The sequence below is a fragment of the Caldimonas mangrovi genome, assembly GCF_023721835.1.
GTDB lineage: Bacteria > Pseudomonadota > Gammaproteobacteria > Burkholderiales > Burkholderiaceae_C > Caldimonas > Caldimonas mangrovi.
In genome coordinates this window covers 45,159-67,509 of the sequence record NZ_JAMKFE010000011.1, presented here as the reverse complement: position 1 = coordinate 67,509, position 22,351 = coordinate 45,159, and the positions used below count along the sequence as shown (strand labels likewise).

At 68.6% G+C, this 22,351-nt stretch carries 18 protein-coding genes; 11 read left to right on the top strand and 7 right to left on the bottom strand.

Features of this window, described 5'->3' with window-relative positions; all coding sequences use genetic code 11:
* The first annotated feature begins 244 nt into the window (after positions 1 to 244).
* The 5 genes from M8A51_RS17435 to M8A51_RS17415 all read left to right on the top strand — a co-directional run bounded on the left by M8A51_RS17435 (position 245) and on the right by M8A51_RS17415 (position 4,699).
* Positions 245 to 1,291, top strand: a complete 1,047-nt coding sequence (locus tag M8A51_RS17435) for a ligase-associated DNA damage response exonuclease (RefSeq protein WP_251779798.1) — start codon at positions 245 to 247, stop codon at positions 1,289 to 1,291.
* Positions 1,288 to 1,779, top strand: coding sequence for a hypothetical protein (locus tag M8A51_RS17430; RefSeq protein WP_251779797.1), 492 nt, complete (start codon positions 1,288 to 1,290; stop codon positions 1,777 to 1,779). Before M8A51_RS17435 ends, M8A51_RS17430 begins: the two co-directional genes overlap by 4 nt.
* Before the next feature lie 9 nt (positions 1,780 to 1,788).
* On the top strand, positions 1,789 to 3,474 hold the full coding sequence (locus M8A51_RS17425; RefSeq protein ID WP_251779796.1) for an ATP-dependent DNA ligase: 1,686 nt from the start codon (positions 1,789 to 1,791) through the stop codon (positions 3,472 to 3,474).
* Positions 3,475 to 3,543: 69 nt separating this feature from the next.
* A complete protein-coding gene (folE, locus tag M8A51_RS17420; protein WP_251779795.1) occupies positions 3,544 to 4,263 on the top strand; it encodes a GTP cyclohydrolase I in 720 nt (239 codons plus the stop codon).
* A 10-nt stretch (positions 4,264 to 4,273) separates the two neighbouring features.
* On the top strand, positions 4,274 to 4,699 hold the full coding sequence (locus M8A51_RS17415) for a BLUF domain-containing protein (RefSeq protein ID WP_251779794.1): 426 nt from the start codon (positions 4,274 to 4,276) through the stop codon (positions 4,697 to 4,699).
* Positions 4,700 to 4,715: 16 nt separating this feature from the next.
* Here the strand turns inward: M8A51_RS17415 and M8A51_RS17410 are convergent, their stop codons facing one another.
* Entirely contained in the window at positions 4,716 to 5,822 is a 1,107-nt protein-coding gene (locus M8A51_RS17410) for a DUF748 domain-containing protein (RefSeq protein ID WP_251779793.1), read from the bottom strand.
* 95 nt (positions 5,823 to 5,917) lie between these two features.
* Between M8A51_RS17410 and M8A51_RS17405 the strand changes: the two genes are divergently transcribed.
* Genes M8A51_RS17405 through M8A51_RS17390 form a run of 4 tightly spaced genes read left to right on the top strand, consistent with a single transcriptional unit; the run spans position 5,918 to position 10,146 of the window.
* Positions 5,918 to 6,745: a DUF429 domain-containing protein gene (locus M8A51_RS17405; protein WP_251779792.1), complete on the top strand. Its 828-nt coding sequence runs from the start codon at positions 5,918 to 5,920 to the stop codon at positions 6,743 to 6,745.
* Between the two features lie 52 nt (positions 6,746 to 6,797).
* A complete protein-coding gene (locus tag M8A51_RS17400; RefSeq protein ID WP_251779791.1) occupies positions 6,798 to 9,245 on the top strand; it encodes a ligase-associated DNA damage response DEXH box helicase in 2,448 nt (815 codons plus the stop codon).
* The gene (locus M8A51_RS17395) at positions 9,242 to 9,634 is read left to right on the top strand and encodes a YkvA family protein (RefSeq protein ID WP_251779790.1); all 393 of its coding nucleotides are present in this window, start codon (positions 9,242 to 9,244) and stop codon (positions 9,632 to 9,634) included. Before M8A51_RS17400 ends, M8A51_RS17395 begins: the two co-directional genes overlap by 4 nt.
* Positions 9,631 to 10,146, top strand: a complete 516-nt coding sequence (locus M8A51_RS17390; protein ID WP_251779789.1) for a thermonuclease family protein — start codon at positions 9,631 to 9,633, stop codon at positions 10,144 to 10,146. The genes M8A51_RS17395 and M8A51_RS17390 overlap by 4 nt, the downstream gene beginning before the upstream one ends.
* Here the strand turns inward: M8A51_RS17390 and M8A51_RS17385 are convergent.
* The 6 genes from M8A51_RS17385 to M8A51_RS17360 form a co-directional block, all read right to left on the bottom strand.
* Positions 10,130 to 12,169, bottom strand: coding sequence for a TonB-dependent receptor family protein (locus tag M8A51_RS17385; protein ID WP_251779788.1), 2,040 nt, complete (start codon positions 12,167 to 12,169; stop codon positions 10,130 to 10,132). The two genes, M8A51_RS17390 and M8A51_RS17385, sit on opposite strands and share 17 nt — an antisense overlap.
* 125 nt (positions 12,170 to 12,294) lie before the next feature.
* On the bottom strand, positions 12,295 to 13,209 hold the full coding sequence (gene rocF / locus M8A51_RS17380; protein WP_251779787.1) for an arginase: 915 nt from the start codon (positions 13,207 to 13,209) through the stop codon (positions 12,295 to 12,297).
* Positions 13,210 to 13,226: 17 nt separating this feature from the next.
* The gene (locus tag M8A51_RS17375) at positions 13,227 to 14,129 is read right to left on the bottom strand and encodes an LOG family protein (protein WP_251779786.1); all 903 of its coding nucleotides are present in this window, start codon (positions 14,127 to 14,129) and stop codon (positions 13,227 to 13,229) included.
* Positions 14,130 to 14,219: 90 nt separating this feature from the next.
* Complete coding sequence (locus tag M8A51_RS17370) at positions 14,220 to 14,972, bottom strand: HesA/MoeB/ThiF family protein (protein ID WP_251779785.1); 753 nt, start codon at positions 14,970 to 14,972, stop codon at positions 14,220 to 14,222.
* A 93-nt stretch (positions 14,973 to 15,065) separates the two neighbouring features.
* Positions 15,066 to 16,520, bottom strand: a complete 1,455-nt coding sequence (locus M8A51_RS17365) for a S41 family peptidase (RefSeq protein ID WP_251779784.1) — start codon at positions 16,518 to 16,520, stop codon at positions 15,066 to 15,068.
* Positions 16,521 to 16,648: 128 nt separating this feature from the next.
* Positions 16,649 to 17,752, bottom strand: a complete 1,104-nt coding sequence (locus M8A51_RS17360; protein ID WP_251779783.1) for an ABC transporter ATP-binding protein — start codon at positions 17,750 to 17,752, stop codon at positions 16,649 to 16,651.
* 134 nt (positions 17,753 to 17,886) lie between these two features.
* On the opposite strand from M8A51_RS17360, the gene M8A51_RS17355 reads away from it, so the two are divergent.
* Positions 17,887 to 19,491: an ABC transporter permease gene (locus M8A51_RS17355; protein WP_251779892.1), complete on the top strand. Its 1,605-nt coding sequence runs from the start codon at positions 17,887 to 17,889 to the stop codon at positions 19,489 to 19,491.
* 109 nt (positions 19,492 to 19,600) lie between these two features.
* Complete coding sequence (locus tag M8A51_RS17350; RefSeq protein WP_251779782.1) at positions 19,601 to 22,345, top strand: bifunctional diguanylate cyclase/phosphodiesterase; 2,745 nt, start codon at positions 19,601 to 19,603, stop codon at positions 22,343 to 22,345.
* Positions 22,346 to 22,351: the final 6 nt, after the last annotated feature.

Here is a 22,351-nt window from a genome sequence, read left to right as displayed (position 1 = left end):
ATGGACCACCCCCTACCGGCTGCGCCGGCCCCCTCAAGGGGGCGACGCCAGCGGACCGGCAGAGCCGGATCCGCGGCGTCACTCGATATTCCGCGGTGCGCCAGGGGCGGTGCGCATGGAACGGACCACCCTCGACCGGCTGCGCTGGCTCCCCCAAGGGGGCGACGCCAGCGGACCGGCGGAGCTGGATCCGCGGCGTCACTCGCCGGGAAGGCCTGCCGTGGCATGGGCGAAAGGCGCTGCCATGTCCGGTGACCTTGTCGTCGAGCGGCCGGAAGGACTGTACTGCCCGAGCGGGGATTTCTACATCGACCCGTGGCGTCCGGTGCACCGAGCGGTGATCACGCATGCGCATGCCGATCATGCGCGAGCAGGGCACGAGCACTATCTTGCGGCGGTGCCTTCGGAAGGGGTGTTGCGGGCGCGGCTGGGCGATATCGCGCTGCAGCCGGTGGCGTATGGCGAGACGGTGGAGCACCGCGGTGTGCGGGTGTCGTTGCACCCGGCGGGGCACGTGCTCGGTTCCGCGCAGGTGCGCATCGAATGCGGTGGCGAAGTCTGGGTCGTCTCGGGCGACTACAAGATCGAGCCGGACGCCACCTGCGCCCCCTTCGAGCCGGTAGCGTGCCATTGCTTCGTCACCGAATCGACCTTCGGGCTGCCCATTTACCGCTGGCAGCAGCAACACGAGGTGTTTGCGGACATCAACGCGTGGTGGGCGGCGAATGCAGCGGCCGGCCGACCCAGCCTGCTGATGGGCTACAGCTTCGGCAAGGCCCAGCGCATTCTGAGCGGCATCGACGCGGGCATCGGCCCCATCGTCGTGCATGGCGCGGTCGAGCCGCTGAACCGGGCCTACCGGGCGGCGGGTGTCGGGCTGCCGCCGACGCGGCTGGTCAGCGAGGTCACCGACAAGGCCGACTTCAAGCGCGCACTGGTGCTGGCTCCACCCAGCGTGCAGGGCAGCCCGTGGCAGCGACGCTTCACCGATGCCAGCGACGCCTTCGCCAGCGGCTGGATGCGGCTGCGCGGTGCACGCCGCCGGCGCGGGGTCGACCGCGGGTTCGTGCTGTCCGACCATGCGGACTGGCCGGGGCTGATGCAGGCCATCGGCGCGACCGGCGCGCAGCGCGTGATCGTCACCCACGGCTACGAGGCCGTGATGGTGCGCTGGTTGCAGCAACAGGGGTTGGAGGCCGGCGCCTTCCGTACCGAGTACGGCGACGAGGCCATCGAGGAGGCCGCTGCCGGGGCCGAAACGCCGGCAGCCTCACAGGGGAGCACGCCATGAACGCTTTCGTCCAGGCCACCCGCCGCTTGCGCGCCGACCATGCCCCCGGCTTGTGGATCGGTGCGATCCGGCAGGTTTTCGGCGAGGGTGAGATCGTGCAGGCAGAGCGCATCGAACGCTATCCGCCGCACTACCTTGTCGCGGTGTGGCAGCCGTTGGCCGAGGGCGCACCGGTGCTGCCGCGCTGGCCCGAGGTCGCGGCGATCGCCTCACCCGATCCGCAGGCCGCCCTGGTGCAACTGATGCGCCATGTGCCCGTCGACGGCCGGCTGTGGCTTGCGCACGAGACGATCGACTGGGTGCTGGTGGCCGACATCGTGCGCCTCACCGACCGCAACCTCGCGCCCTATCACCATGTCGAACTGGAGCGCTTCATCGCCGATCGACGCCGGGAAGACGAAGCGCACATCCGCACCAGCTATACCGACCGGGACGAAGGCTTCGAGGCGATGAAGCGCCAGCTGCTCGAGCCGAAGGCCCCGGGCTGAGCGACGCCGATGAAGCTTTTCGCGCGCCTGTACGCCGAGCTCGACGCGTCGACCGGCACGCTGGACAAGGTCGCGGCGCTGAAACGCTACTTCGCCCAGGCGCATCCGGCCGACGCTGCCTGGGCGGTCTACTTCCTGTCGGGCGGCCGGCCCCGGCAGGTGGTGCCGACACGGCAGCTGCGTACGCTGGCTTGCGAGGTGGCCGGCATCGACGACTGGTTGTTCGAGGAGAGCTATCAGGCCGTCGGCGACCTGGCCGAGACCATTGCGCACGTGCTGCCCCCCGGCACCGGCCAGACGCAGATGGGCCTCGCGCAGTGGGTGCAGGAGCGGCTGTTGCCGCTGCGTGGCATGCCGGGCGACGAACAGGCTGCGCGCATCCGTGCGTACTGGGACGAGCTCGACTGGGCCGGACGCTTCCTGCTGAGCAAGCTGATCGGCGGCGGCTTTCGCGTCGGCGTCTCGCGTCTGCTGGTGACGCGGGCGCTCGCCGAGCACGCCGGCATTGACGCCAAGCTGGTCGCGCAGCGCATGATGGGTTTCACGTCGATGGTCAGCGAAGGCGAGGCGCAGCCGAACGCGGAGCGCTACGCTGCGCTGCTGGCGACCGACGCCGACGGACCGGCCGATGGCGGGCAGCCGTATCCATTTTTCCTCGCACACCAGATCGACCTGCCGCTCGAACGCTTCGAAGAGCGGCTGGGGCCGCCATCGCAGTGGCTGGTCGAGTGGAAGTACGACGGCATTCGTGCACAGCTGGTCCGGCGCGCAGGGCAGGCGTGGATCTGGTCGCGCGGCGAGGAGCTGGTGACCGACCGATTCCCCGAAGTCGTCGCGCTCGCGCAGGCACTGCCGGACGGCACCGTGCTCGACGGCGAGATCCTGGTCTGGAAGGATGACCGGCCCGCGCCTTTTGCGCTGCTGCAGCAGCGTATCGGCCGCAAGGCACTGACCAAGAAGGTGCTGGCCGACGCGCCGGTCAGCTTCATGGCCTACGACATGCTGGAGTGGCAGGGGCAGGACGTTCGTGCGCAGCCGCAATGGCGGCGGCGCGAGCTGTTGGCGGGCTTGCCGCTGCCGGTGTCGCCGACGGTCGAGGCGGCTGACTGGGCGGCGCTGGCCGGGTGGCGCGAGCAGTCGCGCGAGCGCGGCGTCGAGGGCTTCATGCTGAAGCATCGCGAGGCCGCCTACGGCGTCGGCCGCACCAAGGCTGATGGCACCTGGTGGAAATGGAAGATCGACCCGATGAGTGTCGACTGCGTGCTGATCTACGCACAGCGCGGGCACGGCCGGCGTGCAAGCCTCTACACCGACTACACCTTTGCAGTGTGGAACCGGCCCCCCGCCGCCGCCGCCGAGGCGCAGGCGGTGGTCGACGCGATCGAGCGCCGTGAGCCGCCGGTCGAAGGCGGCTTGCAACTGGTGCCGTTCGCCAAGGCGTATTCGGGCCTGACCGACGAGGAGTTCCGCGTCGTCGACGCGGCGATCCGTCGCCACACGCTGGAGAAGTTCGGCCCGGTGCGCAGTGTCAAGCCGACGCTGGTGTTCGAGCTCGGCTTCGAGGGCATCAACCGCAGCGCGCGTCACAAGAGCGGCATTGCGGTGCGCTTCCCTAGGATGTTGCGCATGCGCACCGACAAGCCGCTGCACGAGGCGGATACGCTGCACACGCTCGAGGCGCTGCTGGCCGGCTGATGCCCCTTCAGTGACTCCTGCAGTGCCGACGCTGCTAGCATGCCCGGCATACCACAAGCAGTGCACGCCATGAAAGCCGTCTCCCCCGTGAGCACCGCACCGCACGACGAGGGCGTGCCGGTGTCCCAGCGCATCCGCGAGCGCATCCTGGCCGCGAAGCAGCGTTTCCATGCCAACGACAACATCGCCGACTTCATCGAGCCGGGCGAGCTGGAAGCGCTGCTCGACGAGGTACAGCAGCGCATGACCGGCGTGCTCGAAAGCCTGGTCATCGACACCGAGAGCGACCACAACACGCAGGACACCGCGCGCCGCGTCGCGAAAATGTACCTGCAGGAAGTGTTCAAGGGCCGCTACGCGAAGATTCCCACCGTCACCGAGTTCCCGAACGTCGAGCGGCTCAACGAACTGATGATCGTCGGCCCGGTCACCGTGCGCAGTGCGTGCTCGCACCACTTCTGCCCCATCCTCGGCAAGCTGTGGATCGGCGTGATGCCGAACGAGCACTCCAACCTGATCGGGCTGTCGAAGTACGCGCGCCTGGCGGAGTGGATCATGAGCCGCCCGCAAATCCAGGAAGAAGCGGTGACCCAGGTGGCCGACCTGCTGCAGGAGAAGATGCAGCCGGACGGCCTGGCAATCGTCATGGAGGCCGACCACTTCTGCATGCAGTGGCGCGGCGTCAAAGACATGGACTCGAAGATGGTCAACAGCGTGATGCGAGGTTCCTTCCTGAAGGACTCGTCGCTGCGACGCGAATTCCTGTCCCTGCTGAACCACCGGAAGTGAGTCGAATGCCATGCTGATCCGCTTGCTCTATGCCAGCCGCGCTGCCCAGCCGGTGAGCCAGGAAGTGATCGAACAGATCCTGACGCAGTCGCGCGCCCGCAACCCGGCGCTCGGGATCACCGGCATCCTGTGCCACGGCGGCGACATCTTCATGCAGGTGCTCGAGGGCGGCCGCGAGGCCGTCAACACGCTGTACAAGGAGATCGTCTGCGACGAGCGCCACCGCGACGTGGTCATCCTGCATTACGAGGAGATTGCCGAGCGGCGCTTCGCCGGCTGGACGATGGGGCAGGTGAACCTGTCCAAGACCAACCCCTCGCTGCTGCTGAAGTACTCCGAGAAGCCGGTGCTGGACCCGTACCGGGTGTCCGGCAAGGCGTCGATGGCACTGCTCGACGAGCTGATCGCCACCGCGTCGATCATCTGCCGCACGTAGGCGGCGCCCCCGGCGCTCAGCGGCCGAACAGGCCCTTGACGACGTTGCCGACGCCTTCGACGACGCCGCCGACGCTGACGCCCAGCGCATTCGCCAGGCCCGAGGCGACCTGCATCGCCAGGTTCTCGTTGAGCGAGAACTTCGGGTCGTCCAGCCGGCCTTCCAGCGTGAAATCCAGCTCCAGCCGCTGGTCCTTGCTCATGGCCGCGATCACCGCCTGGCGCGGCACGCCGGCAAAGGTGCCGAGCACGCCCGCGCTTTCGAGCTGCAGGTCGATCAGCACCAGATGCCCCGGCGCATGCAGCCGCTTGTCCTTCACGGTGGCGTCGATGCGCAGGTCCATCGTGCCGCGCCGCACGCCGGCTTCCGACACCTTGATCAGGTAGGGCTGCAGCGCCACCAGGTCGACGCCGTTGAAACGGGCTTCGATGTCGGCGTCCTGCGTCGCGATCGTCAGGTCGCCGCCGATGCGGAGGCGACCGTCGCGGTGCACGCCTTTCAGCACGCCGTCGAGTTGGACGCTGGTGGCGCTGTCGAGCGTCGGCAAGTCGAGCGGGCCGACCTGCGCGTGCAATTGCTCCAGGCGCAGCTTCAGCGCCGGACGGCGCACCGAAGCGTCGAAGAACTCGAGCGTGCCGTCATGCAGTTCGATGTTGCCGATCGACACCGGCCGCATCGGTGCGGCGCCGGTCTTCTTGCCGGTGCCCGGTCGGTCTTCGGTCAACGCCGGCAGCACCCTGAGCCGGCCGTCGCGGGTGCGCTGCATCGCGACGTAGCCACCTTCGATCACCACCTGGCGGATGCGCACGTCGGCGCTCAACAGCCCGAGCAGGTCCGGCACCACCAGCACCCGCTCTGCGCGCAGTTCGTCCTCGGCCGGCCAGCGTTGCGAGCGGTCGCCGCGCACGCGCACATCCCGTGCCTCGACGCCGGCCCACGTGACGCGCAGGCTGCCCACCTGGCTGCGCGGACCGAGCGCGGCTTCGATCTGCTGCTGCAGTTCGCGCACCGCGACGCGAAAGCCGACGGCGCCGAGGAGCACGAGCGCCAGCAGCACGACCGACACGGTGACGGCGATGCGCCGCGTGCGGAGCTTCGACGGGACGGGGAGGTGAGGTTCCAAGGCCAATGCGCGAAAGACAGCAGGATGGACAGGATTTTGCAGGATGAGCATGACGGGTGTGCGCCCAGGGTAGCCATTCATCACACAATGGCGCGATGGATGTCTGGTCCGCTCCCGACCCGGCCGTGATCGGCGTCGATTTCACGAGCCGCCCGACGCCGCGCAAGCCGATCACCGTTGCGCGCGGCCAGCGCAGCGGTGATGTGGTGCAGCTGAAGGCGCTGAACCAACTGCCCGGCGACGAAGCCTTCGCGCACTGGCTGGCGACACCGGGGCCTTGGGTCGGCGCGTTCGATTTTCCGTTCGGCCTGCCGCGTGAACTCGTCGAGCACCTCGGCTGGCCCACCGAATGGCTGCCGTTGATTCGCCACTACGCGTCGCTGTCGCGCGAGACGGTTCGCGACACCTTCGCGGCCTTCTGCGCGGCACGGCCTGCCGGTGGCAAGTTCGCGCACCGGGCCTGCGATGCGCCGGCCGGATCGTCGCCGTCGATGAAATGGGTGAACCCGCCGGTGGCGTTCATGTTGCACGCGGGCGTGCCCCGACTGATCGAGGCGGGTGTCCACCTTCCCGGGCTGCTCGACGGCGACGGCAGTCGCGTGGCGCTCGAAGGCTACCCCGGGTTGCTGGCGCGCGAGCTGATCGGCTCGCGCAGCTACAAGGCCGACGAGCGTGCCAGACAGACGCCCGAGCGGTTGATCGCCCGCAAGGACATGCTCGAAGCGCTGGAGCAGGGCCGCACCCGGCTGGGCTTGCGCTTGCGCATCACGCATGCCCAGCGCGACCTTCTGGCGGCCGACCCGATGGCGGACAGCCTGGATGCGGTGTTGTGCATGATGCAGGCCGCCTGGGCCACCGGGCAGCCGAACTGGGGCAAGCCTCTCGACGCCGACCCGCTCGAAGGCTGGATCATCACGGCATGAAGAAGCAGGCTGCGCGGGCACGTCGGCTCCGGGCCCCGGAATAATGGCGGGCATGGACAGCCCGCTCACTCCGGCCGACGCCTGGTTTGCCACCCGCGGCTGGCAGGCCTTCGGCTTTCAGCACGAGGTCTGGCAGGCGATGCTGGCGGGCCGCAGCGGCCTGTTGCACGCCACCACCGGCTCGGGCAAGACCTACGCTGTCTGGCTGGGCGCCCTGCTGCGCGGGCAGAAGCTGAACGCGCCGAGCCGTGGCAGCGCACCGCTGCAGGTGCTGTGGATCACACCGATGCGGGCGTTGGCGGCCGACAGCACCCGGGCACTGCAGGCGCCGCTGCCCGAGCTGGCGCCGCATTGGACCGTGGGCCTGCGCACCGGCGACACGCCGTCGGCCGAACGCGCGCGGCAGGACCGCCGCTGGCCGACGGCACTGGTCACGACCCCGGAGTCGCTGAGCCTGATGCTGACCCGCGACCGCGCGCGCGAGGAGCTGGCCCAGGTGCACACCGTGATCGTCGACGAGTGGCACGAGCTGCTCGGCAACAAGCGCGGCGTGCAAGTGCAGCTGGCGTTGGCGCGCCTGCGCCGCTTCAACCCGCAACTGATCGCCTGGGGCCTCAGCGCAACGCTCGGCAACCTGATGCAGGCGATGGACGTGTTGCTCGGGGGCGCGCACGGCGCGCTGGTGCAGGGCCGCATCGACAAGTCGCTGCTGATCGACACGCTGATCCCGCGCGACCCGGGGCGGTTCTCGTGGGCCGGGCACCTGGGCCAGCAGATGCAGCAGCCGGTCATCGACGAGATCGACCGCTCGGCGACGACGCTGGTGTTCACGAACACGCGTTCGCAAGCGGAGCTCTGGTACCAGATGCTGCTCGCGGCACGCCCCGATTGGGCAGGCGTCGTCGCGCTGCATCATGGCTCGCTGGACAAGGACGTGCGCGAATGGGTGGAGCTGGGGCTGAAAGAAGGGCGGCTGAAGGCGGTGGTCGCGACCTCGTCGCTCGACCTCGGCGTCGACTTCCTGCCGGTCGAACGGGTGCTGCAGATCGGCTCGGCCAAGGGCGTCGCGCGGCTGCTGCAGCGGGCCGGTCGCAGCGGTCATGCGCCCGGGCGACCGAGCCGCGTGACGCTGGTGCCGACGCACACGATGGAACTGGTGGAAGCCGTCGCTGCACGACGGGCTGCGCAAGCGACGCGGGTCGAGAAGCGCGAGTCGCCCGACAAGCCGCTCGATGTGCTGGTGCAGCACCTCGTGACGATCGCGCTCGGCGGCGGCTTCACGAGCGACGAACTGTACGACGAGGTGCGCAGCGCCTACGCGTATCGCGATCTGACGCCCGCGGAATGGCGATGGGCGCTGAATTTCGTCGAGCGCGGCGGCGAGAGCCTGCACGCGTATCCCGAATACCACCGGGTGCAACTCGTCGATGGGGTCTACCGCGTCCCGGACCGTGGCATCGCGCGTCGGCACAAGCTGCAGGTCGGCACCATCGTCGGCGACGCGACGATGCAGGTGAAATACATGAGCGGCGGCAAGATCGGCACGATCGAGGAGAGCTTCATCGCGCGCCTGAAGAAAGGCGACTGCTTCCTGTTCGGCGGTCGGCTCCTGGAGTTCGTGCGCGTGCAGGACCTGGTGGCCTATGTGAGGAAGGCCGAGCGCAAGCGGGGTGCGGTGCCGCGCTGGAACGGCGGCAAGATGCCGCTGTCCAACGAGATGGCAGACATGATGCTGGAGGTGCTGCGCGGCGTGGAGCAAGGCGACTTTTTCGAGCCCGAGCTGCAGGCGGCCGAGCCGATGCTGGTGACGCAGCAGCGCTTGTCGCACCTGCCGACGCCGCAGACGTTGCTGATCGAGCGCCATGTGTCGCGCGAAGGACACCATCTCTATCTCTACCCGTTCGCCGGCCGCTACGTGCACATGGGGCTCGCCAGCTTGCTGGCATGGCGGCTCGCGAAAGACCGGCCCAACACCTTCAGCCTGTCGTTCAACGATTACGGACTGGAACTGCTCAGCGCCTTGCCCGTCGACGTGAGCAGCGTATTGGACGGCAGTGCGTTCTCGACCGAGCACCTGCTGGAAGACGTGCTCGCCAGCCTCAATTCGTCGGAGCTGTCGCAGCGGCGCTTTCGAGAGATTGCCCGTGTGGCCGGGCTGGTGTTCACCGGCTATCCCGGAGCGCCCAAGAGCATGAAGCAGTTGCAGGCCTCCAGCTCGCTCTTCTACGAGGTGTTTCGCAAGTACGATGCAGGCAACCTGCTGCTCGCGCAGGCCGAGCGCGAAGTGCTGAGCCAGGAGCTCGACATTCGCCGGCTGCGTGCCACGCTGAAGGCCATGGGTGCCAAGCGCATCGACGAGGTGGTGCTCAAGCACCCCAGCCCGATGTCGCTGCCGCTGATGGTGGAGCGCTTCCGCGAGCAGCTGACGACCGAGAAGCTGGCCGACCGCCTCGACCGCATCCTGCGGGATGCCGAGAAAACCCTGCAGAAGACGCCATGAAACTGACCAAGCTGGTGCGCGCCGCCAACACTGCGCGCCTCGCCACCTACCTGATCGCTCTGTGGAAGCTGTTCCGCGACCCGCGCACGCCGCGTGCGGCGAAGATCACGGCGATCGTCGTGCTGGCGTATGCGGTGAGCCCGATCGACCTGATTCCCGACTTCATTCCGGTGCTCGGCCAGCTCGACGACCTGATCCTGATCCCGCTCGGGGTCGCGGCGGTGGTGAAGCTGACGCCCAAGCCGCTGTGGCAGCAACTGCTGCGCGAGGCGGAAGTCTCGCGCGAGAAGCTGCCGAGGCTGGTCTGGGGGGCGGTGTTCGTCGCGCTGTTCTGGGCTGTCCTGCTCGGCTGGTTCATCTGGTGGCTGGTGACCCGGGCCGGCGCATGAGGGGCCTGAGCCTTGCGCTCGCCATGGCGTGTGCCTGCGCTCTGGCACACGCCGACGGGCAGCGGCTCGAAGGAACGGTGACGCGCGTCAGCGACGGCGACACGCTGTGGCTGCGCATCGAAGGCGAGGAGCCGGCGAGCAAGCCGGTCAAGCTGCGGCTTGAAGGCATCGACGCCCCCGAGCGTTGCCAGCCCTGGGGGTCGCAGTCCGCCCAGGCGTTGACGGGGCGGGTGCTCGGTCGCAAGGTACAGGTGGTGCTGCGCGCGCAGGACGCCTACCGTCGCTGGCTCGGCAGCCTGTGGCTGGACGGCGACGACGTGTCCGCGTGGATGGTGAGCGAAGGTCATGCCTGGAGCTACCGCTTCCGGCGCAGCGACGGACCCTATGCACGCCAGGAGCGTGAAGCGCGCGTTCGGCACCGGGGCCTGTTCTCGCAGCCCGACCCGATGCAGCCGCAGGTGTTCCGCCGCTGGCACGGCCCCTGCAGGCCGGCCGCTACAGCGGCCAGCTGAGACCGAATGTCCACGTGCGCGGCGCGCCGGGCTCGAAGTAGCGCCCGTTGCCCTCGTTGACGATCACGCTGCCCACATAACGCCGGTCGAACAGGTTGTCGATCCGCGCGAACAGCTCAGGCCCGTTCTCGTGGCCGAAGCGCCAGCGGCCGCGCAGCGCGAGCAGGCCGTAGCCGCCGGCGAAGTCGCTGTTGACGTCGTTGACCGCGGTGCCGGCCTGTGCGCGCCATTCGACGGCGAGTTCGCGCCCCTGTGCGGGCCGCCATGCCAGGTCGGCGAAGGCGCTGCGCGGTGTGGTGCCGGCGATCCGGTTGCCGGCCTCGACCGGGACGCTGGGCTCGTTGCAGGGCGTGCCGGCGCAGGCGAGAAAGCCGTCACGATAGGTGGCGTCGAGCCAGGTCATCGCCACGCGCGTATGCCAGGTTCGTTGCCACTGCCACTGCAATCCCAGTTCCGCCCCCTGCCGCACGGTTCGACCGACGTTCGCGAAACTGGCGCGTCCGCCGGCGTTGCTGCGCACGGCGAGCTCATCGCGAGTCTCGGCGCGGAACACGGCGAGGTCCACGGCCGCCCGGCCATCGGGGGCGCGCCATTTCGCGCCCAGTTCCAGCTGCCGGCTGCGCTGCGGTTGCAGCCCGCCGTTGAAGCCGCTGCTGCCGTCGGCGCGGTAGGCCAACTCGTTCAAGGTCGGCGACTCGAAGCCGCGGCCGGCGCTGGCATACAGGTTCAACTGAGGCGTGGCGCGCCACAGCAGCCCGGCCACCGGGTTGGTGTAGCGGAAGGCGGCACTGTCGCTGTCGTCGCCGTTGTCCAGATAGCGGTCGCGCGAGCGCAGCCGCACCCGGCCGCTGCGCACCCCGAACGTCGCGACGAGCCGCTCGCCGAGTTCGATCTCGGCCTGCGTGTAGGCGTCGGTGGTGTCGGCGAAGTTGACCTCGTTTCGACGCAGGTCGCCGGTGACGCCGAGGTCGCGATCGGTTTCTGGGCCGCGGAAGTTCTCGTAGCCGCGGCGGCGGTCTTGCTGGCGTTCGTAGGCCGCGCCCGCGACCCAGCGCACCCGGCGCCACTGCCACACCGCGCGCGCGTCGGCACCGTGGTAGCCGCGCTCGAGGTCGATCACGCCGCCGCCGTGCCCGGGGTTGGCCTGTGCGCCGGGCGGCACCGCGAGCCATTGCTTGACGTCACGGCGGCCGATGTAGCCGGTCAGTGCCGTCTCGCTCAGCGCGCCGCGGTCGTGTCGGCGCTTCCACTGGGCGCCGAGCTGCTGCTGGGACGCGGTCTTGCGCGTGTCGAATTCGCTCGCCTGCGACGTGGTCTGCAACGGGTCGGCGTCGTACTGCTCGCGGCTCAGCCCGAGCGGGTCGTCGGCCGGCTGGTGCAGTGCGTGGGCGTGGATCACGACGGAGTCGGCACCGTCGCGCCAGCCGAGCCGCACGTTGCCCAGCAGCCGCTGCGCGCTGCCGTGCGGGCGGAAGCCGTCGGTCTCGAAGGCCGACACGCCGGCGCGCACGTCCCAGTGCTCGTTCAGCGGCGCCTCGTAGCTGCCCCGCACCTGCCGTGTGCCGTGACTGCCGACATCGACGCCGATGCGGGCATGCCGCTCGGTCACCGGCGCGCTGACGAGCGCGATGACGCCGCCGGAGCTGTTGCCGTACAACGCTGAGAAGGGGCCGCGCAGCACCTCGATGCGCTGCGCCCCGGCGAGGTCGAAGTGAGTCACCTGGCCGGAGCCGTCCGGCATCGTCGCCGGGATGCCGTCGGTGTACAGCCGCAGGCCGCGCACGCCGAAGCCGGCTCGCGCACCGTAGCCGCGCGAACTCATCTGCAGGTCTTGTGCGTAGTTGCTGCGATTCAGCACCGACAGCCCGGGCACGGCGCCGAGCGCCTCGGACAGGTTGACCTGGAGGCCCCCCGCACGCAGCGCGTCGCGGTCGACGACACCGATGGCGTACGGCGCGTCGAACATGCGCAGCTCGGTGACCGACCCGGTCACGACGATCGGCTCCAACGGCGTGGCGGACACCGCTGGGCCGTCCTGTGCAAGGGCGGGGGAGCAGATCGCGATCCCGGCGACCGAGAGCGCCCGGCAGGCGACCCGCCGGTGCGATGTGCAGGCGAGGGGCGCGTGAAGCGCGCGGGGCTCGGCTGTCACCGGCGCATCAGCGTCGACTTGCCGAACAGGCTGGCGATCAGGTCGACCGCGATCTCGGCTGTCTGGTTGCGCACGTCGAGCGCCGGGTTCAGCTCCATCACGTCGAGCGAGGCCATGCGGCCACAGTCGGCAATCATCTCCATGCACAGCTGAGCTTCGCGATAGGTCGGCCCGCCGCGCACGGTGGTGCCGACGCCGGGCGCGACGTCAGGGTCGAGGAAGTCGACGTCGAAGCTCACGTGCAGGTGCGTGTTGCTGTCCAGCATCGCGAGTGCAAGTTCCATCGTGTGGCGCATGCCCATCTCGTCGATGTAGCGCATGTCGAAGACTTCGAGCCCCATCTCGTGCACGAAGCGCTTCTCGCCCTCGTCGACACTGCGGATGCCGATCTGGCGCACCATGCCGGGCAGGATGGCCGGCACGTGGCCGCCGATGCCGACCAGCGGCTCGGGCCCGTGGCCGCACAGGCAGGCGACCGGCATGCCATGGATGTTGCCGCTCGGTGTCATCAGGCTGGTATTGAAGTCGGCGTGCGCATCGAGCCACAGCACGCGCAGCTTCTTGCCGCGCTCGCGGCAATGGCGCGCGACCGCGCTGATCGAGCCGATGCCGAGGCAGTGGTCGCCGCCGAGCAGGATCGGCAGCCGCCCTTGCTGCAGCTCCGTGTACACCGCTTCGTGCACGGCAGTGTTCCAGGCGGCCACTTCGCTCAGGTGGCGGTAGCCCTCGACCGGCGGCTGCCATGGGTTCGGCGGGCCGGCCAGGTTGCCGCGGTCGAGTACGGTGCAGTCGAGGCCCTCGAGCATCGGCTGCAGGCCGGCGACGCGCAGCGCCTCCGGGCCCATCGAGACGCCGCGGGCGCCGGCACCGACATCGGTGGGCGCGCCGATCAGGCTGACGGGTGTGGGCATGGTCTGGCTCCTCGGGTTCAGTCGTCCGCGAATGCGCCGGTGGCCGTCGGCGGTGCGTCGAGCGAGTACGCCGAGCAGATCGCTTCCCAGGCTTCCTCGGCCGTTTCCACGTACTGGAACAGCTCGACGTCTTCGGGCGAAATCATGCCGGCTTCGATCAGCGTTTCGAAGTTGATCACGCGGGTCCAGAAGTCGCGGCCGAACAGCAGGATCGGGCGCTTGCGCGATTTGCCGGTTTGCACCAGCGTCATCACCTCGAACAGCTCGTCCATCGTGCCGAAGCCGCCGGGAAAGCACACCAGCGCGATCGCCCGCATCAGGAAGTGCATCTTGCGCAGGCCGAAGTAGTGGAACAGGAAGCACAGCTCCGGCGTGATGTAGGGATTGGGCTCCTGCTCGTGCGGCAGCACGATGTTCAGGCCGACGCTCTTGCCGCCCGACTCGAAGGCGCCGCGGTTGCCGGCTTCCATGATGCCGGGCCCGCCGCCGGTGCAGACGTAGATCGGCGGGTCCAGCCGCTTCGACGCTTCGGTCACCAGCGCTGCGAAGCGGCGCGCTTCCTCGTAGTAGCGGGACATGCGCAGGCGTGCCTCGGCATGGCGAACCAACACGGGGTTGTTCGACTTCTGCGCCTCGGCGAGCAGCTCCTGCGCCACCTCGGCGGGTGGAATGCGGGCGCTGCCGAAGATCACGACGGTCGATTCGATCTCGTGCTCGCGCTGCACCAGCTCCGGTTTCAGCAGCTCGAGCTGCATGCGCACCGGGCGCAGCTCGTCGCGCAGCAGGAACTCGTCGTCGCTGAAGGCGAGGCGATAGGCACTTTCCGGGCCACCGTACCGGGGCAGCGCGGTCGCGGCAGCAGCATCCTCTTGTGCCGACGGAAAATTGCGTGCGGTCAGTGTCTGACGCTTGTTGTTCATGGGTTGCACCGTTTGATGTTCACGAGGCGCCAGCTTAGCCCAGGCGCGCGCCGGGGCCGATTCCCGATGTGACGGCAGCAGGGGCGGGCGTCAGCGCAGGCTCGAACACACCGAGCAGCCGGCATGCCGGGGCACCCGGATCTCGCTCCATTCCATCGAGCGTGCATCCAGCATCTGCAGCCGGCCCGCCAGCGAGGTGCCGATGCCGGCGAGCAGCTTGAGGGCCTCGCCGGCCTGTACCGTGCCGATGATGCCCACCAGTGGCGCGAACACGCCCATCGTCGCGCAGCGCACTTCGTCGAACTGCTGGTCGGGCGGGAACACGCAGGCGTAGCAGGGCGCATCGACGCGGCGCACGTCGTAGACCGAGACCTGCCCGTCGAAGCGGATCGCCGCGCCGCTGACCAGCGGCTTGCGCTGCCGCACGCAGGCGAGGTTGACGGCCTGGCGGGTCGAGAAATTGTCGCTGCAGTCCAGTACCACGTCGGCTTCGGCCACCAGTTCGTCGAGCAGCGCCGCGTCGGCGCGGCGCACCAGGGCGCGCACGTGGACTTCGGGATTGATGCCTGCAATGGAGGCGCCGGCCGACTGCGCCTTCGGCGTGCCGATGCGCGACATGTCGTGGATGATCTGCCGCTGCAGATTGGTCAGGTCGACCTCGTCGTTGTCGACGATGGTGATGCGGCCGACCCCGGCCGTGCCGAGGTAGAAGGCCACCGGGGAGCCGAGCCCGCCGGCGCCGATCACGAGCGCGTGCCCGGCGAGGATGCGCTCCTGCCCCTCGACCCCGAGTTCATCGAGCAGCAGGTGCCGGCTGTAGCGCAGAAGCTGGTCGTCGTTCATCGCGCCAGCATACTCAATTCGCGGCCGAGGGATGGTCGGGCGCAAGAGCAAACGCCCGCATGAAGCGGGCGTTTGTGCAGGGCCGAGCGGGGTTCAGTTCGCTTGCGTCTCGTCGACCTTGCGCTCGACAGCTGTCTTCGACACCAGCACCGGCTTGCCCTTCAAGCGGTTCAGCGCCTGCTGCAGCTGGAAGTCCTCGGTGCTGCCGAACTCGGGCAGCGGCTTCGGCGGCGTGTTGGCCTTGCTCTGCTGCTTGGCGGCTTCTTCCTCGAGACGCTTCAGGGCCTCTTCGCGCGCCTTTTCGCGCGTCGGGTCCTTGTCGTTTTTCTCGTCGCCGTTCATCAGGTGCTTCTGCAGGTCGGCCTCGCGCATGCGCAGCGCCGAATAGATGTTGCCCTCGGCGGTCTCGTCGAGCATCACGTCCGGCACAATGCCCCGCGCCTGGATGGAGCGCCCGCTCGGCGTGTAGTAGCGGGCGGTCGTCAGCTTCAGCGCGGTGTCGGGCGTCAGCTGACGCACCGTCTGGACCGAGCCCTTGCCGAAGGTCTGCGAACCCATGATCACGGCGCGCTTGTGGTCTTGCAGTGCACCCGCGACGATCTCGCTGGCCGAAGCGGAGCCTTCGTTGACCAGCACCACCAGCGGCACGGTCTTCAATGCTTCCGGCAGCCGCTTCAGCGGGTCGCCGCCGCCCCGGCGCATGTAGTACTCGGGGCTGGCCTTGAAGACGGCCTTCGACTCGGCGATCTGGCCGTTGGTCGATACGACGGTTACATCCTTCGGCAGGAAGGCCGCCGCGACCGCGACTGCGCCTTCGAGCAGGCCGCCCGGGTCGTTGCGCAGGTCCAGCACGATGCCTTTCAGGTCGGGCTGCTGCTTGTAGATTTCCTCGAGCTTGCGCGAGAAGTCCTCGACCGTGCGGTCCTGGAACTGGCTGACGCGCAGCCACGCGTAGCCGGGCTCGACCATCTTCGAGCGCACGCTCTGTACCCGGATTTCCTCGCGCGTGATCGTCACCGGGAAGGTGCGGCTCTCGGCCTTGCGAAAGATGGTCAGCAAAACCTTGGTGTTCGGCTCGCCGCGCATGCGCTTGACGGCTTGGTCGATCGTCAGGCCCTTGACTGCCGTGTCGTCGATCTTGGTGATCATGTCGCCGCTCTTCAGGCCGGCGCGGAAGGCCGGCGAGCCTTCGATCGGCGAGACGATCTTGACCAGCCCGTCTTCCATGCCGATCTCGATGCCCACGCCGACGAAACGCCCGGTCGTGCCTTCGCGGAATTCCTTGAAAGACTTCTTGTCGAAGTATTGCGAGTGCGGGTCGAGCCCCGACACCATGCCGCCGATCGCGTCGGTGATCAGCTTCTTCTCATCGACCGGCTCGACGTAGTCCGACTTGACCATGCCGAAGACCGCGGCCAGTTGCTGGAGTTCTTCCAGCGGCAGGGGGGCGAGGCCATTCCTCGCGGTAGCCTGCAGTTGCATGGTGGTCAACGCGCCCGCGACCGCTCCGAGCGAGATCCATCCAGCAATCTTCAATTTGGCACCCATGTGCGCGCAGTCCTTTCGCTAGCCCTCTTGTTCAAGGGAGGTGGAATCGAGTATAGGCCGGCGGCCAGCTGCTTCGATGCGTCAAATGGCCAGAAAGTTGCAGGGAGTTCCCCTCATCCACGGCCAGTTTAGGTGCGACTCACGGCAGTTTCGCGGGGAAATGTCACAACGTGGTCCACTTCGGGCCGGATGCCGATCCACTCGCCCAAGGCATGGTCGTGATGTGACGGCACGTGGGCCAGCACCTGCTGGCCGGACGCGAGCCTGAGCGTGTAGAGGAACTCGGAGCCGCGGAAGGCCTTGCGCTCGATGCGGGCTTTGACCGGGCTGGCGTCGTCGTGAACGATGTCGTCGGCCCGTAACAGCACTTCGCATTCGCCATCCGGATAGGCGCTCGGCAGCGGGCATTCCTCGATGTCGTTCAGATCGCCCAGCGGCGTCCGCACCACCGGACCCGCGGGCGTCGCGACGATCTGTGCCGGAGTGAACACGCCGTGCCCGATGAAATCGGCGACGAAGCGGGTGGCCGGGCGGTGATAGAGATGGTAGGCGTTGTCCCATTGCTCCAGCCGGCCCCGGTGCATGACGCCGATCGCGTCGCCGACCGCGAAGGCCTCCATCTGGTCGTGGGTGACGAACAGCGCCGTGGTGGCCGCTTGCTTGAGAATCGTGCGGACCTCATGGGCCAGTCGTTCGCGCAGCTCGACATCGAGATTGGAGAACGGCTCGTCCAGCAGCAGCAGGCGCGGCTGCGGCGCCAGCGCCCGGGCGAGGGCGATGCGTTGCTGCTGGCCGCCCGACAACTGGTGCGGCAAGCGCTGCTCCAGGCCCCCCAGACCGACCAGTTCCAGCATCTGCGCCACCCGCTGGACCCGCTCGGCGCGAGCCAGCTTCGGCAGCCCGAACGCGACGTTGTCGTGCACGTTCAGGTGGGGGAACAGCGCGTAGTCCTGGAACACCATGCCGATCTGCCGGCGCTCCGGTGGCACGTGCACCGGCCGGCCCGGCTGGGACGCGTCGCTCAGGGCCTGCCCGGCGATCCCCACCCGTCCGGCGTGGATATGTTCCAACCCCGCAATGGCACGCAGCAAGGATGTCTTGCCGCAGCCGGACGGTCCGATCAGCACACCGATGTCTCCTGGCTGCAGCGTCAGCGAGACGTGGTCGACGGCCGGGTGCACGGACTGGCTGCCGGGATAGCGGATCGTGACGTGGTCGAGCTCGAGGAACATGGAGAAACAGAAAAGCCCTCTATCATAGAGCCCAAGACAAATGATTACTTTTCTCATTTAGATTTGTCTTGATTTCCCTCAAAAAGAGCATCCTGCCTCTGCGCCATGTTGGCGGGCCGCTCGCTGCTGTCCCGATGCGCCTGATCACCGTCCTGACCCTGCTGCTCGCTTTGCCTGTACTCGGCGTGCTCGGATCGTGGGCCGTGCTCAATGCGGACAGCTACGCGGTACTGGCGCATCAGCTGTCGACCGTGCTGCCGGGTTATGCCTGGACGTCCTTCCTGCTGTCGGCCTTCGTCGCCCTCGGCGTCGCTGCGGTCGGCGGTGTCACGGCGGCCGCGGTGACCCTGTTCGACTTTCCCGGCCGGCGCGTTTTCGAGTGGGCACTGTTGCTGCCGCTGGCGATGCCGGCCTACGTGATGGCGTATGCCTACACTGACTTCCTTCAGTACAGCGGCCCGCTGCAATCGACGCTGCGCGCGCTGACGGGTGCCCAGGGCGCGCTGCTGCCGGACGTGCGCAGTCTCGGCGGCGCGGTGCCGATGTTCATCTTCTGTCTCTATCCCTATGTCTACCTGTTGGCGCGCGCGGCACTCAGCGAACGTGGTGTGCACCTGATGGAGGCCGCACGTCTGCTTGGCGCCGGCACGGGGCGGCGGGTGCGTCAGGTGGCGCTGCCGCTGGCACGCCCGGCGGTGGCCGCGGGCGTGGCGCTGGCCTTGATGGAGACGCTGGCCGACTACGGCGTCGGTTCCTATTTCGGCCTGACCACCTTCACCACAGGCATCTACAAGGCCTGGCTGTCGATGGACGACCGGCTGGCGGCGGCACAGCTGGCCACCGTGCTGCTTGGGGCCGTGGCGCTGCTGCTGTGGTTCGAGCACCGTGCGCAGCGGCGGCTGCGCTTCTCGACCGGGCGCAGCGGCGGCAGCGCCAGCCAGGAGGCCCGGCCCACGCAGCTGCGGGGCGGCCACCGTTGGCTGGCGTGGGCGATTTGCGGTTTGCCGGTGCTCCTCGGCTTTGTGCTGCCGGTGGGGGTGCTGCTGCACCTGCTTTGGGCCGAGGCGCAGCATTCGGAGTTCGGCGTGCCATGGGGCCGCTTTGCTCAGTGGGCTTGGACGAGCTTCAAGCTGGCCGGCCTGGCCGCGCTGCTCGCCGCGGTGCTGGCGCTGGTACTGGCCTTCGCGTTGCGGCTGAAGCCGCGCCCGGGGCTGCGCTTCGCTGCGCGCGTCGCCTCGCTCGGCTATGCCGTGCCGGGCGCGGTGATCGCGGTCGGCATCCTGCTGCCGGCCGGCTGGCTGCAGACGCTGTGGCCGGGCAGCGGTGCGGCGGCGCTGGTGACCGGCACGGTGTTCGGCCTGATGTATGCCTACTTGGTGCGCTTCTCCGCGGTCGCGCTGCAATCGGTGGAGGCCGGGTATGCCCGCATCCCGGCCACGCTGGACGAGTCGGCGCGCATGCTCGGTGCGCCCCGCTGGAAGCTGCTCGGCACCGTGCACTTGCCGTTGCTCAGGCGCTCGATGCTGGCGGCAGCGCTGCTGGTCTTCGTCGACGTGATGAAGGAACTGCCCGCCACCTACGTGCTGCGGCCCTTCAACAGCGACACGCTGGCCGTCGTGGCCTACCAGCTCGCGAAGGACGAGCGGCTCGGCGAAGCGGCGTTGCCGTCGCTGGCCATCGTGCTGGTCGGGCTGCTGCCGGTGCTGCTGCTGTCGCGGGCGATGCGCGGGCAGCGCTGACGCTGATCTCCCCATCCCACCCTCAACTTCCGCGTCCGTTCGCCGATAGAACGAGAATGTGTCGTGCCCGGACGGCGGCTGGGCCGCGGGCGCAATGAAAGGGTGGCACTTGGACGGTTCACTGGAGCAACTGCCTCGCCGCGGCCACGCCTACAAGGCGCTGGCCTGGGCCGTGCTGTGCGCCGGCCTGGCCGCGACGCTGTTCTTGTGGCGGTTGTCGACCGAGCAACTGCGTCAGCAGGCCGATGCCCGGCTGGACGAATTCTCGTTGCGCACCGCCGTCGTGATCGACGATCGTTTCAGCCGCTACACCGACTTGCTGGTGAGCTTCCAGAGCCTGTTCCGTTCAAGCCAGGACGTCTCGCGCAGCGAATTCCACCAGCACTTCGTCGCGATGACGGCCGAGTCGCGCTACCCCGGGGTCCTGGCCGTGCAGTATTCGCCGCGCATCGCGCATGCCGGGAAGGCGGATTTCGAGCGGCAGATGCGCGAAGACCGCAGCCTGCGCCCCGCGGGTTATCCGGACTTCGGAGTCCATCCGCCCGGCGATCGGCCCGAGTACTTGCCGGTGGCGTATTGCGAGCCGCTGGCCGGCAACGAGGTCGCGATGGGCTTCGACAGCCTCGGCAGCCCGCTGCACGGCGACGTGGTCGAGCGAGCGCGTGACAGCGGCGAGCCGCTCGCGTCCAGGCCGGTGATCTTGCTGCAAGGGGACACCGGCATCGTGTTGCGCCTGCCGGTCTACCGCTCCGACATGCCGAGCGACACGATCCAGCAGCGGCGGGCTGCGTATGTCGGGCAGATCTCGGGTGTGTTTCGCGCAGTCAACGTGATGTCCGACGTGCTGCCGGAATCCTTGAGGGGCTACCGGGTGCGCGTGGAGGACATCGCACCCGCCGAGGCGCAGGCAGACGCGGGCAATCTGCTGCTGTACGACAGCGCCCCGAAAGAAGGGGCGTTCCGGCCCACCCCGTCGGACCTGCGAGAGCATGCGATGGTCGTGGCAGGAAGGCTGTGGAGCGTGCAGGTGGCACGCCAGCCCGTCGTGTTCTGGCGGCAGCCCTATCCGCTGGGGGTGCTGGCCGGCGGTACGCTGGCGTCGCTGGCGTGCTTTGCGGCACTGTTGAGCTTTGCCGCGCGATACGAGCGCGCGACCCAGATCGCGCGCCGCTTCGGACGCGAAGCGCGCGAGAACGCGTCGCGACTGAAGACGGTGATCGACAGCACGGTCGACGGCATCGTCACCCTGGATTCGGCCGGTGTGGTCACGAGCGCCAATACGGCCGCGCACCGGATGTTCGGGCTGGACGAGGTGCAGATGATCGGTCGGCCGATCGGGGACTTCATCCAGGGCTCTTTCAGCGTGGCGCTCGGCGCCACCGCCCGCGAGACCCTGGGCCGGCGCGGCGACGGCAGCGAGTTCCCGGTCGACGTGGCCTTCAACGAGATGTGGCTGGACGAGGAGCACCAGTTCGTCGGCATCGTGCGCGACGTGTCCGAGCGCCGCCGCGCCGAGGAGCGCATCCGCCACATGGCCCACCACGATGCACTCACCGGGCTGCCCAACCGGGTGCTGATCGAGGACCGGCTCGGTGCCGCGATGGAGCGGGCGCGCCGGACCGGCGAGTCGATGGCGCTGTTGTTCATCGACCTCGACCGCTTCAAGAACATCAACGATTCGCTGGGACACCACATCGGCGACCGCGTGCTGTGCGAAGTGGCGCAGCGGCTGCGCGCTTCGGTGCGGCACAGCGACACGGTGGCTCGCATGGGCGGCGACGAGTTCGTGGTGCTGCTGCCGCATATTGCGAGTCCGCTCGACTGCGAACTCGTGGCACACAAGATCCTCGTGGCGATGACGCCGCCGATGGTCGTCGATGCCCACGAGCTGCGCGTGACGGCCAGCATCGGCATCGCGGCCGGCCCGGAGTCGGGCAGCGACCCCATGCATCTGATGCGCCATGCCGACAGTGCGATGTACCACGCAAAGGAGGCCGGCCGCAACACCTTCAAGGTGTTCACGCCCGGGCGCGACCTGGCCACCGCGACCCACCTGCTGATGGAGAACGACCTGCACCGCGCGCTCGAACGCGGTGAACTGGTGCTGTACTTCCAGCCGCAGTTCGACTGCCGCAGCGGCCGGCTGGTGGGCGCCGAAGCGCTGGTACGCTGGAATCGGGCCGGACGGCTCGTTCCGCCGGCCGAGTTCATCCCGCTGGCCGAGGAAACTGGACTGATCGTGCCGATCGGTACCTGGGCCCTCGGCGAGGCCTGCAGGCAGGCGCTGTCCTGGCAGCCGCACCTGTCGTGGCCGGTGCGGGTGTCGGTCAATCTGTCGCCGCGGCAACTGGAAGCTGCCGGCGTGGTCGATGCGGTGGCCGATGCGATCGCACTCAGCGGGCTGCCGCCCACGCTGCTCGAAATCGAGATCACCGAGGGTGCGGTCGTGCGCGACACCCAGCAAGCTGCCTTCACACTGCAGCGTCTGCGCGCGCTGGGGGTCAGCGTCGCGATCGACGACTTCGGCGTCGGCTATTCCAGCCTGTCGTATCTGCAGGAGCTGCCGGTCGACAAATTCAAGATCGACCGCTCCTTCATCGCCCGGTTGCACGGGCCTGGCAGCGACGACCGCCTGGTGCGTGCGCTGATCGCAATGGCGCACAGCCTGAAGGTCGGCATCGTCGCCGAGGGGGTGGAAACCCCGTTCCAGCTCGAGCAGCTCAAGACCTTGCGCTGCGACGAAGCGCAGGGATTCCTGCTCGGGCGGCCGATGCCGGCGTCCGAATTCCTGGCGCTGGTCGAGCGATGGCCGGCGCCCCGCAAGGACTCCGACTTCGCCATGCTGGCCGATTGACGGCGG

What these genes read in the sequence shown, in the direction of transcription:
- rocF (WP_251779787.1), bottom strand. Translation starts at nt 13,209, where the DNA reads ATGCCCACACCCGTCAGCCTGATCGGCGCGCCCACCGATGTCGGTGCC.
- M8A51_RS17390 (WP_251779789.1), top strand. Translation starts at nt 9,631, where the DNA reads ATGAGGGGCCTGAGCCTTGCGCTCGCCATGGCGTGTGCCTGCGCTCTG.
- M8A51_RS17435 (WP_251779798.1), top strand. Translation starts at nt 245, where the DNA reads ATGTCCGGTGACCTTGTCGTCGAGCGGCCGGAAGGACTGTACTGCCCG.
- M8A51_RS17430 (WP_251779797.1), top strand. Translation starts at nt 1,288, where the DNA reads ATGAACGCTTTCGTCCAGGCCACCCGCCGCTTGCGCGCCGACCATGCC.
- M8A51_RS17415 (WP_251779794.1), top strand. Translation starts at nt 4,274, where the DNA reads ATGCTGATCCGCTTGCTCTATGCCAGCCGCGCTGCCCAGCCGGTGAGC.
- M8A51_RS17375 (WP_251779786.1), bottom strand. Translation starts at nt 14,129, where the DNA reads ATGAACAACAAGCGTCAGACACTGACCGCACGCAATTTTCCGTCGGCA.
- M8A51_RS17405 (WP_251779792.1), top strand. Translation starts at nt 5,918, where the DNA reads ATGGATGTCTGGTCCGCTCCCGACCCGGCCGTGATCGGCGTCGATTTC.
- M8A51_RS17425 (WP_251779796.1), top strand. Translation starts at nt 1,789, where the DNA reads ATGAAGCTTTTCGCGCGCCTGTACGCCGAGCTCGACGCGTCGACCGGC.
- M8A51_RS17360 (WP_251779783.1), bottom strand. Translation starts at nt 17,752, where the DNA reads ATGTTCCTCGAGCTCGACCACGTCACGATCCGCTATCCCGGCAGCCAG.
- folE (WP_251779795.1), top strand. Translation starts at nt 3,544, where the DNA reads ATGAAAGCCGTCTCCCCCGTGAGCACCGCACCGCACGACGAGGGCGTG.
- M8A51_RS17355 (WP_251779892.1), top strand. Translation starts at nt 17,887, where the DNA reads ATGCGCCTGATCACCGTCCTGACCCTGCTGCTCGCTTTGCCTGTACTC.
- M8A51_RS17395 (WP_251779790.1), top strand. Translation starts at nt 9,242, where the DNA reads ATGAAACTGACCAAGCTGGTGCGCGCCGCCAACACTGCGCGCCTCGCC.
- M8A51_RS17400 (WP_251779791.1), top strand. Translation starts at nt 6,798, where the DNA reads ATGGACAGCCCGCTCACTCCGGCCGACGCCTGGTTTGCCACCCGCGGC.
- M8A51_RS17365 (WP_251779784.1), bottom strand. Translation starts at nt 16,520, where the DNA reads ATGGGTGCCAAATTGAAGATTGCTGGATGGATCTCGCTCGGAGCGGTC.
- M8A51_RS17370 (WP_251779785.1), bottom strand. Translation starts at nt 14,972, where the DNA reads ATGAACGACGACCAGCTTCTGCGCTACAGCCGGCACCTGCTGCTCGAT.